This window comes from Ensifer adhaerens (genome assembly GCF_002007205.1).
GTDB lineage: Bacteria > Pseudomonadota > Alphaproteobacteria > Rhizobiales > Rhizobiaceae > Ensifer > Ensifer adhaerens_D.
On record NZ_LAZS01000012.1, the window covers coordinates 13,426 to 27,830 of the forward strand.

The window sequence follows — 14,405 nt, forward strand, 5'->3', positions numbered from 1 at the left end:
CATGACCAGCTTTCCGTTTCCCGGACTGAACCTCGCAATCGCAACGCCCTTCGACGCGGAAGGCCGCATCGACTACGCCAAGCTCGAACAGAATATAGAGCGCTACCTTGCGCTCGGCGTGCCCGGTTTCGTGTTGAGTTCGGGCACTGGCATGCACGTCTATCTGACGAAAGAGGAATCGAAGGAATTCGTGCGGCGCGGCTCAAGGATCATCAATGGCCGAGCTAAGGTGATCGCCCAGACCTCGGCGCTGCTGACAGCCGACGTGGTCGAGCGGACGAAGTTTGCGGCCGATTGCGGCGCTGACGGCGTCATGGTCCTGCCGCCCTTCTTCGAAGGGCCGACGGACGATGAAGGCATCATCGACTTCTACGCGGAAGTGGCGGCTGCCGGCCTTCCGGTCATCGGCTACAACGTCCCGCACGCCGTCGGCGTGACCGTGACGCCGGAGCTTCTCAAGCAGCTTTGCGCGATCCCGAACTTCTGTGCCGTCAAGGACTCGAGCGGTGATCTCGGCAGGCAGGCATCGCTCATTCGTACCGGCCTACCGGTCATGAACGGCGCCGACCACCTGGTTCCCTTCGCTCTCTGGTCCGGGGCGAGCGGCCTCATCTGGGGTGGAGCCAACTTTGCGCCGCGCACGGCGCTCGCGCTGGTCGCCGCCGCAAGCGCCGGCGAATGGGCCAAGGCGCGCCAGATCTGGTCCCTGCTCGAACCGGCGATGTCGCTCATCTGGGAAGGCGACTACGTGCAGTCGGTCTATGCCGCCGCCGAACTCACCGGCTTTGGTGCCGGCGCGCCGCGCAAGCCGCTCCGTCCGCTCTCGGCAGACCGCATCGAAATCATCCGCGCTGCCCTCGGCCATCTGATCGAACGGGAAGCCTGAGCCGTGAGCACCCCCTCGAAAAAGGTCTTTGTCGCATCGAGGCTCCCGAAGAACACGGGCGTTTCCGGGTGGGTGGCGATGCTCCCTCCCCGCCAGGCAAAACCCCGGCTCGAGGGGCATATCACCGCCGACGTCGTCGTCATCGGCGGTGGTTTCGCGGGGCTTTCCGCAGCCCGCAGGATCATGGAGTTCGATCCGACACTCCATGTCGCCGTCCTTGAGGCCGGCGTCATCGGGGAGGCTGCGGCCGGCCGCAATTCCGGCTTCATCATCGACCTACCGCATGAGGTCTCCTCCGAGGACTACGGCGGGGACTCGACCACCAAAAGCCGCGAGGCCATCGAGATCAGCCGCACCGCCATCGCCCTTGCCAGTAGCGTTGCACAGGAACAGGGCTGGGGCCGCGACATCTTCGATCCGTGCGGGCGCTATAGCGTCGCCATCAGCGACGAGGGCGACCAACATCTGGTCGACTATGCCAAGGGATTGGTGAAGCTTGGCGAAAAGCATCAGCTGCTCAATGCGCGCGAAATCGCCGACGTGACGGGCACGAACACCTATACGTCGGCGCTTTTTACCCCTGGGACCATCATGGTGCAGCCGGCGGCCTATATCCGCGGCGTCGCCGACAGCCTGCGCGAACCCGTCAGGGTCTATGAAAATACCCCCGCAGTGAAGTTGGAAAACGCCGGTCGCGGGTGGCTCGTCAAGACACCCAAGGGCTCGATCAGCACGGGCCGGATCATCCTCGCCAACAATGGCCATGCGGAGAGCTTCGGCTTCTTCAAGAGCCAGCTGCTCCATGTCTTCACCTTTGCCTCGATGACGAGAACGTTCGACCCAGGCCGGTTGCCGGGTCAGCGCAAATGGGCAGCGACCCCGGCCCTTCCGATGGGCACGACCGTGCGGCGCATTCAGGGTCAGGCTGGCGACCGGATCCTCATCCGCTCCCGCTACACCTATCACCACAACATCGAGGCGAGCGAAGGAACTCTTCGGCGCGCGGGTGCGAAGCACGACCAGAAATATCACGCCCGCTTTCCCCAGTTGCCGGATATCCCGATGGAGTTTCGCTGGGGTGGCGCCATGGCGCTGACGTGGAATTCGGTGCCCGCCTTCGGCGAGATCGAGCCCGGCCTGTTTGCCGCCTGCGGCTGCAACGGCGTCGGCGCTACGAAAGCCACGGCGAACGGCATCGCTGCGGCGGACCTGGTGCTCGGCGTCAATTCACGACTGACCGAAATCTTCGCGCGCTTCGACGCACCGAAACCGCTGCCTCGCCAACCGTTTCGGACGATCGGCGCCAAGGCGAACCTCGCGTTTCGCGAGTGGCGCGCCGGTGGCGAGTAGATGGTCGCCGCGAACAAGCGCGGCAGCAGACGATTTCGATAACTGAAGCCGGTGGTCGCGGCACTCCGGCTTTGATGGAACACGCCGCCAAAAGAGGGAACGGAAAAATGAAAAAACTGCTTGCATCTACCTGCCTGATGTTCGGCCTGCTTGGCGGAGCATCAGTATCGAATGCCGCGGAATGCGGAAGCGTGACCATCGCCAGCATGAACTGGCAGAGCGCCGAAGTGCTGTCGAATCTCGACAAATTCATCCTCAATGAAGGCTATGGCTGCAGCGCCGAGATCACCATCGGCGACACTGTGCCGACCATCACTTCCATGGCCGAGAAGGGCCAGCCCGACATCGCTCCGGAAGCGTGGATCGACCTCTTGCCCGATATCGTCAAGAAGGGAACGGAAGAAGGCCGGATCATCAAAGTCGGCTCTCCGCTGCCCGATGGCGGCGTGCAGGGGTGGTGGATCCCGAAATATCTCGCTGACGCCCATCCGGACATCAAGACGATTGGCGATGTGCTGAAGCATCCGGAACTCTTCCCCGATCCGGAAGACGCGAAGAAGGGCGCCATCTTCAATGGCCCGCAGGGCTGGGGCGGCACGGTGGTGACGGCCCAATACTTCAAGGCGTTTGAAGCCGAGAAGGCTGGTTTCACGCTGGTCGACACCGGCTCGGCGGCAGGCCTCGATGGTTCCATCGCCAAGGCCTATGAGCGCAAGGAAGGATGGGCGGGCTACTACTGGGCGCCGACCGCGTTGCTTGGCAAGTACGAGATGGTCAAGCTCGATGCAGGCGTGCCGCTTGATGCCGCCGAATGGAAACGCTGCATCACGGTTGCCGATTGCTCGGATCCGAAGCCGAGCGCCTGGCCCGTCGATACGATCGTGACGCTGGTGGCCAAGCCGTTCTCCGAAAAGGTTGGGCCCGAGGTGATGGACTATCTCAACAAGCGCGCCTGGAGCAACGACACCGTCAGCAAGCTGATGGCCTGGATGACCGACAATCAGGCAAGCGGTGAGGAAGGCGCCAAGCACTTCCTCGAAGAGAACGAAGCGGTCTGGTCGAAATGGGTCTCGCCGGAAGCGGCCGAGAAGATCAAATCGGCCCTTTAAACCTCACCCGGGTGCGGTGAGCCCAGGCGCACCGCACCCTTTGCCAAAATCGAACACCTTGCGCCGGCTTCTTCAAAAAGGGGAACCGAATGGAATGGCTTTATGAATTCCCACACATGAACGACGATGCTCTTCGCACGCTGAAGAAAGCGATAGACGAAGGATTCCGGTCGTTCACGCGCGCCTATGGCGACACCATCGAGGGCTTCTTCTCCCCCTTGCAGCACTTTCTGATCGCTTCCGAGCGCTTCATGACCCAGACGCCCTGGCCCATTATTATCATGATCATCCTGGCGATCGCCTGGGGCGCGAGCAGAAGCTTGAAAGTCGTACTGGGCTGTCTGGTGACGCTTCTGGCGATCGGCTATTTCGACATGTGGGACGACACGATGCGGACGATCTCGATGATCTTCGTCTGCACGCTGCTGTCGATTGCCATCGGTATTCCGATCGGCATTCTGATGTCCCGTTCCGATCGCCTCCAGCGGGTCGTCAACCCGGCGCTCGACGTCATGCAGACCATGCCGAGCTTCGTCTATCTGATCCCGGTGGTAATGCTGCTCGGCATCGGCAAGGTGCCGGGGTTGATCGCGGTGGTGATCTACGCGATCCCGCCGATGATCCGCCTGACGAATCTCGGCATCCGCCTGGTCGACAAGGATGTCCTCGAAGCCGCCGACGCCTTCGGCTCGTCCGGCTGGCAGAAGCTCAAGAACGTGCAGCTGCCGCTGGCCCTGCCGACGATCATGGCGGGCATCAACCAGACGATCATGATGGCGCTCGCCATGGTCGTCATCGCCTCGATGATCGGCGTCCAGGGCCTCGGCCAGCCGGTGCTGAAGGCGATCGCCAACCAGTACTTCACGCTGGGCATCTTCAATGGTCTCGCCATCGTCGGCATCGCCATCATCTTCGACCGCGTCAGCCAGGCATACGGCGAGAGACTGCAGAAACACCGGGAGATCGTCCATGGCTGACATCACGTTCGGCGGCATCAAGATCCGCCACCTCTACAAGATCTTCGGCCCGAACGCAGGCGCGCACGTCGACGCCGTGCAAAAGGGCCTGACGAAAACCGAGCTCAACGAACAGCACGGACATGTTCTCGGTTTGCGCGACATCAATATCGAGATCCCGTCCGGCTGCATCCAGGTGATCATGGGCCTGTCGGGGTCGGGAAAGTCGACCCTCATCCGGCACATCAACCGCCTGATCGATCCGACGGCCGGCGAAGTGCTTGTCGACGGTGTCGACGTCGTCAAGATGGGCCAGCCGGAGCTGCGCGAGTTCCGCCGCCACCAGACAGCGATGGTGTTTCAGAAGTTCGCGCTGCTTCCGCATCGCAACGTTCTCGACAACACGCTTTACGGCCTTGAGGTTCAAGGCGTCGAGCGCGCGAAGGGCATAGACATCGCCATGCGATGGATCGAGCGCGTGGGGCTGAAGGGCTTTGAAAACAAGTATCCCAATCAGCTCTCCGGCGGAATGCAGCAGCGCGTCGGCCTTGCCCGTGCGCTTGCCAACGATGCGCCGGTTCTCCTGATGGACGAGGCCTACTCGGCACTTGATCCGCTCATCCGCATGGATATGCAGACGGTGCTTCTCGACCTGCAGAAAGAGATCAAGAAGACCATCGTCTTCATCACCCATGATCTCGACGAGGCATTGCGGTTGGGGGATCAAATCGCGGTCTTGCGCGATGGCGAAGTCATCCAGCAGGGCACCAGTCAGGATATCGTCCTGAGGCCAGCAGACGACTACATCGCCAACTTCGTCAAGGAGGTGAACCGTGGTCGGGTCGTTCATGTCGAGGCCGTCATGACACCGGTCGCCGCCGATCACGCCGTCAACGGCGCGACGCTGAGCACGGGAAGCACGATCGAAGCTGCCCTGAAGATCCTGGCGCACAAGGAGGCCAAGGATCTGGTGGTGGTCAATGCCGTCGGCATGCCCGTCGGCGTCGTCGATCTGAAGCGGCTGGCCGCAGCGGTCGTAACGCCGCATTGAGCGGCGGGAGCCTGCACATATTCAATGGAAACCTAGGAGCCCGGGCCAAGCGTCGCCACGGCGGAAGCCGCTCGTCCAAGTTCCGGCCCTATCGATGGAGAAAACATCATGAAGTTCGAAGGCATCTACACCCCGGCCGTCACGCCGATCGGCCACGACGGGCAAATCGACCGCAAGGGCTTTGCAGCCGTGCTCGAGTCCCTCATCGAAGCCAGGGTTCACGGCATCATCATTGGCGGATCGACGGGGGAATACTACGCCCAGAGCGCAGAGGAGCGGTTCAACCTCGCTGCCCTCGCCAAGGATGTGATCGGTTCACGGCTCCCGCTCGTTGTTGGCACGGGTGCCACGAGAACGGAAGACTCCGTGGCGTTTGCCAAGGCCGCCAAAGAGATCGGCGCCGACGCCATTCTCGTGTCGTCGCCGCCCTACGCCTTGCCGACCGAGGAGGAGAATGCGGCCCACGCGCTGACGGTGGATCGGGCGGCGGGTCTACCGATCATGCTCTACGACTACCCGGCCCGCATGGGCGTGATGATGGGCGACGCGTACTTCTCCCGCGTCAGCGAATCGAGAAACGTCGTGGCGATCAAGGAAAGCTCCGGCGACATGGCCAATCTGCATCTGCTCGCCCGCAAGTATCCTAACATCGCACTTTCCTGCGGCTGGGATGACCAGGCACTCGAATTCTTCGCCTGGGGCGCAAGGAGCTGGGTCTGCGCCGGCTCCAACTTTCTGCCCAAGGAACACGTCGCCCTTTATGAGGCCTGCGTCATCGAGAAGAACTTCGACAAGGGACGGGCGATCATGACGGCGATGCTGCCGCTCATGGATTTCCTCGAAGGCGGCAAGTTTGTCCAGTCGATCAAACACGGTTGCGAACTGGCCGGCCTGCCAGCGGGACCAGTCCGCGCGCCGCTCGGTCCGCTCAATGCCGAAGAAAAGGAAACGCTCCAGACGATCGTCGCCACATTGAAGCGCAATGTCGCTGAGATCACCGATGGAAACCGCCATGCGTGAGCGAATGACTGCCGCCGAAGTGATCGCCAGGTCGCGCCTTGAACCCATGAAAGAGGCGTTCCGATGATCACGCGGCCCGTCAAACGCTTGCCGGTCGAAAATGGCATCTCGGGCTGGGAGGCGATTAGCCAACGTTCGTTTCCGGTCCGCTGTCTCGAAGGCAGGGTGAACGCGGACTGGCTGATCATCGGCGCGGGCTTTGCCGGTCTCTCGGCAGCGCGCCGGCTGCTGCAACTGCATCCCGATGACAAGATCGTCGTTCTCGAGGCGAGTGAAGTTGGCAAGGGCACGTCGGGCCGGAACTCCGGCTACATGATCGACGTGCCGCACAACCTTTCATCCAGCGAATATTCGAGCGGAGGCGCCGACAGCACGCGCCGGGAAATGGCCCAGAACCGGTACGCGATCGAATTCGCCAGGCGAGCGGCGGAAGCCTATGGAATGTCGCGCGAGACCTTCGACCCCGCCGGCAAGATCAATGCAGCTGCGACGGCCCGCGGCATGAAACTCAACGTGAGTTTTGGCCAGTCGCTCAAGGCGGCTGGGGAGAAGCATACCTTCCTCGACGCCGCCGAGATGCGGGAGATAACGGGATCGAACTATTACCTCGGCGGCCTCTATACGCCCGGCGCGGTGCTGATCCAGCCGGCGGACTACGTGCGCCAGTTCGCTGCCGGACTTTCACACGACATTGATGTCTTCGAGCGCTCCCCAGTGACGTCGCTCCGGCGCGACAATGGGACTTGGATGGCATTGACGACGCTCGGATCGGTCTGCGCGCCCAAGGTCATCCTGGGCGTCAACGGCCATGTGGAGGATTTTGGCCATTTCGGCGGGCGACTGATGCACATCTTCGCCTACGCCTCCATGACCGCGCCGTTTCCGGCAGATGATTTCGGCCACAAGGCTTCCGGTCGGGATCGCTGGGCCTTGCTCCCGGCCGATGCCATGGGCGCCACGGTACGAAAGATCACATCAGGTAATCAGTCGCGCATCGTGATCCGCACCAGATACACTTACGACACGACGCTCACCCTGTCGCAAAGCCGCCTCTCGAAAATGGCGCAAGCGCATCGACGTTCGATGGATGCGAGATTTCCTAACCTCGAGGGAATACCGTTCGAGCACAGTTGGGCAGGCCGTCTTTGCCTCAGCCTCAACCACGTACCGGCCTTTGGCGAGATCGACGAGGGGCTTTTTTCCGCGTGCTGCGAGAACGGGCTTGGCACCGTCAAAAGCACGCTCGCCGGCATGATGGCTGCCGACTTGGCGACCGGGTTCACCTCACGGGAACTCAAGGAATATATGAACCACCGCGGCCCAACCCGGCTCCCGCCCGAGCCGTTTGCCTGGCTCGGGATAAACTCAGTGATCCGGTTGCAAGAACTGCGCGCAGGTCGCGAGGGGTGATCCCTCTCGGGCAACGCGATGGGTGGATGGAACGTGCGTTCATGCCGTGAATGAGCGTCTGCGGGGAGGCACTGTACTGCCGAATTTTCGTGCAGATGAGCCCCTTGGGCTATGCCCTCAGCAAGCGGATTTGAGGAGCGCGCCTCCGCTACGCGCAAAGGTGCCAACCAGGGCTTCGGCGGAGAGGTAGGTTTTCTATGACAACGACCATGCAATCCAACACAGCATCGACGAACCGCCTCAAGATCGGTTTCGTGCTGGCCCGGTCCTTCACGCTTTCCGCCTTCGCCCTCTTTGTCGATACGCTCCGGCTGGCGAGCGACGAACTCGACAAGTCCGGCCGCATCCGAGCCGACTGGCAGGTGCTCGGCAACACGAGGCATCTGATCGCTTCGAGCTGCGGCGTGCAGGTGGCGCCGACATCGGGCCTCGTAGACCCTGTCCAATTCAACTACATCGTCGTGGTCGGCGGTTTGCTCAACAGTGAGAACCCGATAGACGACGAGACGATCGCCTTCCTCAAGAAGGCCGCCGTTCGAAAAGTTCCGTTGATCGGCCTGTGCACAGGGACCTTCATACTGGCTGAAGCCGGCCTGATGAACGGACACAATGTTTGCGTCAGCTGGCTTCACTATAAGGCTTTTCGCGAACGGTTCCCGGGTCTCAAGGTTCGTTCGGACCGCCTCTTCAACCTGGAGCGCAGCCGCGGATCCTGCGCCGGCGGCAGCAGTGCTGCCGACATGGCAGCCCATATCGTGCGGCTACACATCAGCAAGGAAGCGGAACGGAACGCGCTCGAAGTGCTGCAGATCGACAAGGCGCGCTCGCATCTTCACGTCCAGCCTCGGAAACCGCTCTCGATCGAGAGCAACGATCCCCGTTTGAACGCTGCCCTCATCATCATGGAGCAGCATACCGAAAACACGATTTCGATCCCTGAACTGGCCGCCTCCGTCGGCTTGTCCCGGCGGCAGCTGGAACGCCTGTTCATGGAAAAGGCGAAGATGTCGCCGGCCCTGGTCTATCGGAAGTTCCGGCTGGAACGGGCCAAGCACCTTCTCACGCAGACCGATGCATCACTGATCGAAATCGCGCTCGAGGTTGGCTTCGAGAGTGCCGGGCACTTCTCCCGAATATTTGCGAAGGCCTACGGACAAACGCCGAGCTCGCTGAGAGCACAACATCATATATGAGCAATCCAGCGGCCGTCTCAATGAGAAACGCGCGGCAGTGTGCGGCAAAGGGGCTGCGTGCCGCGCACTGGACGTAGCAGTTGATGCATTATGCGACCCTAACCGCACAAAACCTGACCATATGAAGACCTCGGACTAATCCGTACGAAACCAAGCCAGGGCTTGACGGCGATCGCAGTTTCAGTTCGCCTTCAGCGCGGCCTCAATCGTCGCGAAGATCGTCTCGACCTCATGCTCACCGATGGTGAGCGGCGGCGACAGCACGATCGTGTTTGCCACCGGACGAACGAGCACTCCGTGTTCGAAGCAGTGCTCGTAGACTTTCCTGGCCAGCTCCTTCCCGCTGACGGGATCCTCTCCAAGTTCGATGCCGGCGAGCAGACCGAGGTTGCGGATGTCGACGACCCCTGGAAGACCCTTGAGGCTGTGGGCGCATGTTTGCCAATGCGGCTCAAGCCGCGCTGCCCTTTCGAACAGGCCTTCGGAAACATAGACATCGAGCGACGCGAGGCCGGCCGCCGCTGCCAGCGGATGGCCGGAATAGGTGTAGCCGTGGGACAATTCGACGGCACCCGAGGCCGCTTTCCCGGTGACCGTGTTGTAGATGGCGCTTGAGGCGATCACGCCGCCCATCGGAACCGCGCCGTTGGTCATCCCTTTCGCGACCATCAGGAGATCGGGTATGACCCCGAAGCGATCGGCCGCAAAGGGCCGGCCAAGCCGCCCGAAGCCGGTGACGACCTCGTCAAAGATCAACAGGATGCCATGGCGTGAACAGAGATCGCGCAACCGTTCGAGATATCCCACCGGTGGCACGAGCACGCCGGTCGAACCGGCGACAGGTTCGACGATAACGGCTGCGATCGTCGAGGCGTCGTAGGTCGCGATCATCTGTTCGAGTGCATCGGCAAGCTCTGCACCGTGGCGAGGCTGACCGAGGCTGAAGGCGTTCCTTGCCGGATCGTGCGTATGGGGCAGGTGAACCGCGCCCGGCAAGAGCATGCCAAACTGCTTCTTGTGCGGCCCCATTCCGGCGGCCGACAGGCCCCCGAAACCAACACCGTGATAGCCGCGCTGGCGCCCGACGATACGCTGGCGCTGCCCCTCCCCCCGTGCGTGATGATAGGCAAGCGCGATCTTGATCGCCGTATCGGCGGCTTCGGAACCCGAATTGGTAAAGAATATATGGTTCATATCCGCCGGAGCGATCGACGTCAGCCGATTGGCATATTCGAAAACCAGCGGGTGCCCGAGGCCGAACGAGGAGGCGAAGTCCAGCCGCGCCGCCTGCTTCTGGATCGCCTCGACGATCCGCGGATGACCATGCCCGGCGTTGACGCACCAGAGACCGGCAATGGCGTCGAGCAGGCGATGGCCGTTGCTGGTGAAGTAGTAGAGCCCTTCGGCATGCGAGATGAGTGCCGCATTCGACTTGAAATCCCGGTTTGCCGTGAACGGCATCCAATAGGCATCAAGGCTGTTCGGGCCGGGCGTGGTGAGCGTATCCATGTGATTGGGCCTTCTGTTCGCTGGGCAAGCGCACCGGCAAGGCGCGCCGGTAGGCCTTCAGGCCGCGATTTCATCTCGGTAGGTCGGGTAGCTCTTGAAGCTCGGATTGTCGGCCGGCAGCACCGCGAGTTCCATCTCGCCGGCCGCAGGCCGCATCACGATGGTCGCGACCGTCGCTGAGACATGGCCACGCGACGAACGATGTGGCGGACGGCAGACGGCATAGGGATAACCGAACTTGTCAGAAAGCGCGGCCTTGACTTCGGTGACCCCGATCTTGTCGGACTTTTCGAGAATGCGGCGAACGCGCCAGTCGCGATAAAAGCTGTCCGACCAGCTTGAGTGGGCCTGCTCGCGCAATTTCAGAAGCGCCGTTTGGCTCTGCCAATGGTTGGCATGCACGATGAGATCGTTTTCCGGATAGATGTTGAACGCTTCGTCCGGCGCGCATTCGAAGCTGACGGCAAAGCCATCCTTGTGGCTCACGATGATGTTGTTCGACGCCGACTTCCTCGTTCCAGCCACGGCGCGCATCGCCATCGCCAGATGTTCCTGTTGCAGGACCATGCGCCGGATGAGTGCCAGCGGCACGCCATCGCCGGCAAAGTCGCGATCGCTCTCGAGATAATTGGCCGTGACGGCGATGCCCTTGTCGTTCATCCCGCTGCGTGCAAGGCCACCGGCCTCGGTGAACGTCTGGTAGGACGGACCTTCATCCGGTTTGACGCGCAAGACGATCGCCGTCTCCGCGCATTCTGCCATCCAGTCCCAGTTCTGCGCGTGCACGAGCTCTCCCGTGGCGCTGCGCTCGGGCAGGACAACGACACCGGTGCAGCCATCGCCCGAATGCTCGGCCCTCGCCGCCTGGGTCCTTCGCGCCCTCGCAAGGATCTCGGTACGGGCATTGATCAGTACGACGTGCTCGAACGGCAAGTTCGCACCTTCGGCTATGCCCTTCATCTCCACCACGAAGTTTGGGTCGAATGCCTCGATGAGGGGCACATAGCCGGCAACGATCGATTTCAGGTCGTCGGCCAAGACCCCGAGCGTCGCAAGCCGGCCAGCATACAGATCGACGCTGCGACGCACACGGTCCTTCGCCTGCTGCCCATACTGACGCCCACGCTCGAGCGGAGTTCCTGAGATCGAAACGAACGGAAACGGTGCGGCGGTCATCTGTCTTCTCTTTCACTCTATGTTGCGTTTTGTGTTGTTAAAATGCATTATCGCAAGGAATTGTCCAGAGGAAATCGAACAGCTATGTCAAAAGCGCACCCCAAAGACCGACCAGACCCTGGAGCCAGTTGATGAGCACGGAAAGCAGCCCGAGCGCGTTGCAGATCGACATTGCCCGGCAGATCCTGCTTCAGGCACAAAAAGAAGGCTGGCGGGCCGGTCATCCGATTGTCGAGAAGACCCTGGCAACCATGTTCGGCGTATCGCGCACGCCGATGCGGGCCGCCCTCGAGATCCTTGCGACCAAGGATCTCGTGCGTCTCATCCCCAACAAAGGCTTTATCGCCGCCACCGATCTCGGCAACGGCACCTACATCGAGACATTCAGCGAGAGCGAAACGGAACGCCTGAAGCAGCAGATCCTGCGTGACCGCTCTGTCGGCACCATTCCGCAGGAAGTGTCGGAAAACGAGCTGACGGAACGCTACGGCATTGCCCGCGGCACGATCCGCAAGGCGTTGACACAATTGTCCTCGCAAGGCCTCATTCACCGCCAGCGCGGCCACGGATGGGCGTTTGTCGATTCACTCGACAGCGCGGAAAGCCTGGCGGAAAGCTACCGTTTTCGCATCGCGATCGAGCTTGCGGGCCTTGCCGAGCCGAACTACCGCGCCGATCCGGATGCGCTGAAGGCCCTCATTGCTGAACACGAAAGCATGTTCGAGCAGATCAATGCCGCGGGCAGCATCCCCCGCGACAGTTGGTTGAAACTGAATGCCTCCTTCCACGAGACACTCGCCGCATGGTCCGGCAACCGCTTCATCCTGCAATCCGTGCGCATGCAAAACGACCTCAGACTGCTGCGCGAGTCCTCGGTGTTCGATCGGCTCCGGCCCGAGCGCATGGAGAGGTCGCTGACGGAGCACATCCAGATTCTCAGGTATATCGGCTCCGGCGAGATCGAATTCGCCCAGCTTGCGCTGCGTCGCCACCTCGAATCCACGCTGCAGAAGGTCGAGGACCGTATCCGCAGCGAAAGATAACGCCTGCCGAGAGCGGGTAACCTCTTCATTTGCAGAGGCGGAAAAGGTCCGCGATTTTTTGTATTGCATTATGAGCGAACAAAAGGCACAATTTGATCAACCACAAAAACGGGACAGACCGCGAAGAGGAGAACTGAGGTGAACCGTAGACAGAGACTTGCCGCATCGGCCGCAGCAATAGCGCTGAGCTTGACCTGCGGCCCGGCCGCAGCCGAAACGCTGAAAATCGCACTCAATGCCGACATCCGCAGCCTCGACCCGGGCGTAAACCGAGATGCTAACAGCGACGCCGTCGTCTTGCATATGGTCGAGGGTCTCGTCGCATACAGCGAGGACGCCTCGGTAAAACCGCTGCTCGCCAAGGAGGTCGCCGTCTCGGACGACGACCTGACCTACATTTTCACGCTCAGGGATGGCGTCAAGTTCCATAACGGCAACGTGCTCACATCAGCCGACGTCGTCTGGAACTGGAACCGCTACATGGACGAAGCCACGAAATGGCGATGCCGCAACGACTTTGCCGAGGGCGGCGCCGCCCATGTCGTATCGGTCACGGCACCCGACGACAAAACCGTCGTGTTCAAGCTCGAAAAGCCGAACGCCCTTTTTCAGGCAACGCTTGCCAGAACCGACTGCGGCATGACCGGCATTCTCGATAAATCATCGTTCAACGCCGACGGCTCGTTCAATGTGCCTGTCGGCACCGGTCCCTTCCGGTACAAGGAATGGCGCAAGGGCGAATTCATCGACCTCGAAGCCTTTGCCGACTATGCGGTACGCAGCGAAGAAAAGCGGGACGGCTACACCGGCGCCAAGCGTCCGCTCGTCTCGGCCGTCCGCTTCGCCGTCATTCCCGACCGCTCCTCCGCCAAGGCTGCGCTGCTCAATGGCGACATCGATATCGTACCGGACGTTCCCTATGCCGATGTCGAGGAGCTCAAGCAGAACGCCGATACCGCCGTCTCGCTGGCGACCAATCCCGGCATCGTCGCGCTCCTGTTGCAGACGCGCGATCCTCTGCTCAAGGACATGCGCATCCGCAAGGCGATCGCCATGGCTCTCGACACCAAGACCATGGTCGAGGGAATTACGCTCGGTCTCGGCAAGGCCAACAACTCGCTGATACCGCCGACCTCAAAGTACCATTCGCCAGCCCAGGGCCAGGGCTACAGCTACGATCCCGAGGCGGCAAAGGCGCTCCTGCGGGAAGCCGGCTACAACGGCCAACCAATCAAGCTCATCGCCAATACGCGCTACTCCAACACCTACGACGCAGCAATCGTGGCACAGGCAATGCTGCAGCAGGTCGGCATAACCGCTGAACTCGAAGTGCTGGAATGGGCGGCACAGCTCGACCGATATCAAAGCGGCAATTATACGGCGATGGTATTTCCCTATTCGGGACGCTACGACCCCGCGCTGACCATGGACTCCGTCATGGGCAACAAGGACAAGGAGCCGCGCAAGGTCTGGGACGATCCGGACGCACAGGCCATGCTCGCCGATGCCGTGCGCTATTCCGATCCCGCCAAGCGCCAGGAGCTCTTCGACAAGCTGCATGCGCGCTTCCTGGAAACCGTGCCCTTCATCATGCTCTATAACGGGCTCGAGGCGTCGGCTTACCAGAAACACGTCCAGAACTACGCGGCCTCGATCTTCTCCATGCCCAGGGCATGGGAAGTCACGATCGCCGAGTAAGAAG

Annotated in this window: 12 protein-coding genes; 10 read left to right on the plus strand and 2 right to left on the minus strand. The window is 61.4% G+C overall.

Annotated elements, in window-relative coordinates; genetic code table 11:
* The first annotated feature begins 1 nt into the window (after position 1).
* The 8 genes from XB14_RS24985 (at position 2) to XB14_RS25020 (ending at position 8,975) form a co-directional block, all read left to right on the plus strand.
* The gene (locus tag XB14_RS24985) at positions 2-886 is read left to right on the plus strand and encodes a dihydrodipicolinate synthase family protein (protein ID WP_077965483.1); all 885 of its coding nucleotides are present in this window, start codon (positions 2-4) and stop codon (positions 884-886) included.
* A gap of 3 nt (positions 887-889) precedes the next feature.
* On the plus strand, positions 890-2,236 hold the full coding sequence (locus XB14_RS24990) for an NAD(P)/FAD-dependent oxidoreductase (RefSeq protein WP_077965485.1): 1,347 nt from the start codon (positions 890-892) through the stop codon (positions 2,234-2,236).
* A 107-nt stretch (positions 2,237-2,343) separates the two neighbouring features.
* Positions 2,344-3,345 (plus strand): ABC transporter substrate-binding protein, encoded by a 1,002-nt coding sequence (locus XB14_RS24995; RefSeq protein ID WP_077965487.1) that lies wholly within the window; start codon positions 2,344-2,346, stop codon positions 3,343-3,345.
* A gap of 89 nt (positions 3,346-3,434) precedes the next feature.
* Positions 3,435-4,322: an ABC transporter permease gene (locus XB14_RS25000; protein WP_077965489.1), complete on the plus strand. Its 888-nt coding sequence runs from the start codon at positions 3,435-3,437 to the stop codon at positions 4,320-4,322.
* Entirely contained in the window at positions 4,315-5,352 is a 1,038-nt protein-coding gene (locus tag XB14_RS25005) for a quaternary amine ABC transporter ATP-binding protein (RefSeq protein ID WP_077965491.1), read from the plus strand. The genes XB14_RS25000 and XB14_RS25005 overlap by 8 nt, the downstream gene beginning before the upstream one ends.
* A 108-nt stretch (positions 5,353-5,460) precedes the next feature.
* Positions 5,461-6,372 (plus strand): dihydrodipicolinate synthase family protein, encoded by a 912-nt coding sequence (locus XB14_RS25010; protein WP_077965493.1) that lies wholly within the window; start codon positions 5,461-5,463, stop codon positions 6,370-6,372.
* A 63-nt stretch (positions 6,373-6,435) separates the two neighbouring features.
* Positions 6,436-7,782, plus strand: a complete 1,347-nt coding sequence (locus tag XB14_RS25015; protein ID WP_077965494.1) for an NAD(P)/FAD-dependent oxidoreductase — start codon at positions 6,436-6,438, stop codon at positions 7,780-7,782.
* Between the two features lie 209 nt (positions 7,783-7,991).
* Entirely contained in the window at positions 7,992-8,975 is a 984-nt protein-coding gene (locus XB14_RS25020) for a GlxA family transcriptional regulator (protein ID WP_077967686.1), read from the plus strand.
* Between the two features lie 180 nt (positions 8,976-9,155).
* Here XB14_RS25020 and XB14_RS25025 read toward each other — a convergent pair whose 3' ends face one another.
* Both XB14_RS25025 and XB14_RS25030 read right to left on the minus strand, forming a co-directional pair.
* Positions 9,156-10,484 carry an aminotransferase class III-fold pyridoxal phosphate-dependent enzyme gene (locus XB14_RS25025; RefSeq protein ID WP_077965496.1) on the minus strand — a complete coding sequence of 443 codons (1,329 nt, stop codon included), beginning with the start codon at positions 10,482-10,484 and terminating at the stop codon, positions 9,156-9,158.
* A gap of 57 nt (positions 10,485-10,541) precedes the next feature.
* Entirely contained in the window at positions 10,542-11,660 is a 1,119-nt protein-coding gene (locus XB14_RS25030) for a C45 family autoproteolytic acyltransferase/hydolase (RefSeq protein WP_077965499.1), read from the minus strand.
* A 131-nt stretch (positions 11,661-11,791) separates the two neighbouring features.
* Between XB14_RS25030 and XB14_RS25035 the strand changes: the two genes are divergently transcribed.
* Together XB14_RS25035 and XB14_RS25040 are read left to right on the plus strand one after the other, a co-directional pair.
* Positions 11,792-12,703 carry a GntR family transcriptional regulator gene (locus XB14_RS25035; RefSeq protein WP_077965501.1) on the plus strand — a complete coding sequence of 304 codons (912 nt, stop codon included), beginning with the start codon at positions 11,792-11,794 and terminating at the stop codon, positions 12,701-12,703.
* Positions 12,704-12,841: 138 nt separating this feature from the next.
* Positions 12,842-14,401, plus strand: coding sequence for an ABC transporter substrate-binding protein (locus XB14_RS25040; RefSeq protein ID WP_077965503.1), 1,560 nt, complete (start codon positions 12,842-12,844; stop codon positions 14,399-14,401).
* Positions 14,402-14,405: the final 4 nt, after the last annotated feature.

What these genes read in the sequence shown, in the direction of transcription:
- XB14_RS24985 (WP_077965483.1), top strand. Translation starts at nt 2, where the DNA reads ATGACCAGCTTTCCGTTTCCCGGACTGAACCTCGCAATCGCAACGCCC.
- XB14_RS24995 (WP_077965487.1), top strand. Translation starts at nt 2,344, where the DNA reads ATGAAAAAACTGCTTGCATCTACCTGCCTGATGTTCGGCCTGCTTGGC.
- XB14_RS25000 (WP_077965489.1), top strand. Translation starts at nt 3,435, where the DNA reads ATGGAATGGCTTTATGAATTCCCACACATGAACGACGATGCTCTTCGC.
- XB14_RS25005 (WP_077965491.1), top strand. Translation starts at nt 4,315, where the DNA reads ATGGCTGACATCACGTTCGGCGGCATCAAGATCCGCCACCTCTACAAG.
- XB14_RS25010 (WP_077965493.1), top strand. Translation starts at nt 5,461, where the DNA reads ATGAAGTTCGAAGGCATCTACACCCCGGCCGTCACGCCGATCGGCCAC.
- XB14_RS25015 (WP_077965494.1), top strand. Translation starts at nt 6,436, where the DNA reads ATGATCACGCGGCCCGTCAAACGCTTGCCGGTCGAAAATGGCATCTCG.
- XB14_RS25020 (WP_077967686.1), top strand. Translation starts at nt 7,992, where the DNA reads ATGCAATCCAACACAGCATCGACGAACCGCCTCAAGATCGGTTTCGTG.
- XB14_RS25025 (WP_077965496.1), bottom strand. Translation starts at nt 10,484, where the DNA reads ATGGATACGCTCACCACGCCCGGCCCGAACAGCCTTGATGCCTATTGG.
- XB14_RS25030 (WP_077965499.1), bottom strand. Translation starts at nt 11,660, where the DNA reads ATGACCGCCGCACCGTTTCCGTTCGTTTCGATCTCAGGAACTCCGCTC.
- XB14_RS25035 (WP_077965501.1), top strand. Translation starts at nt 11,792, where the DNA reads ATGAGCACGGAAAGCAGCCCGAGCGCGTTGCAGATCGACATTGCCCGG.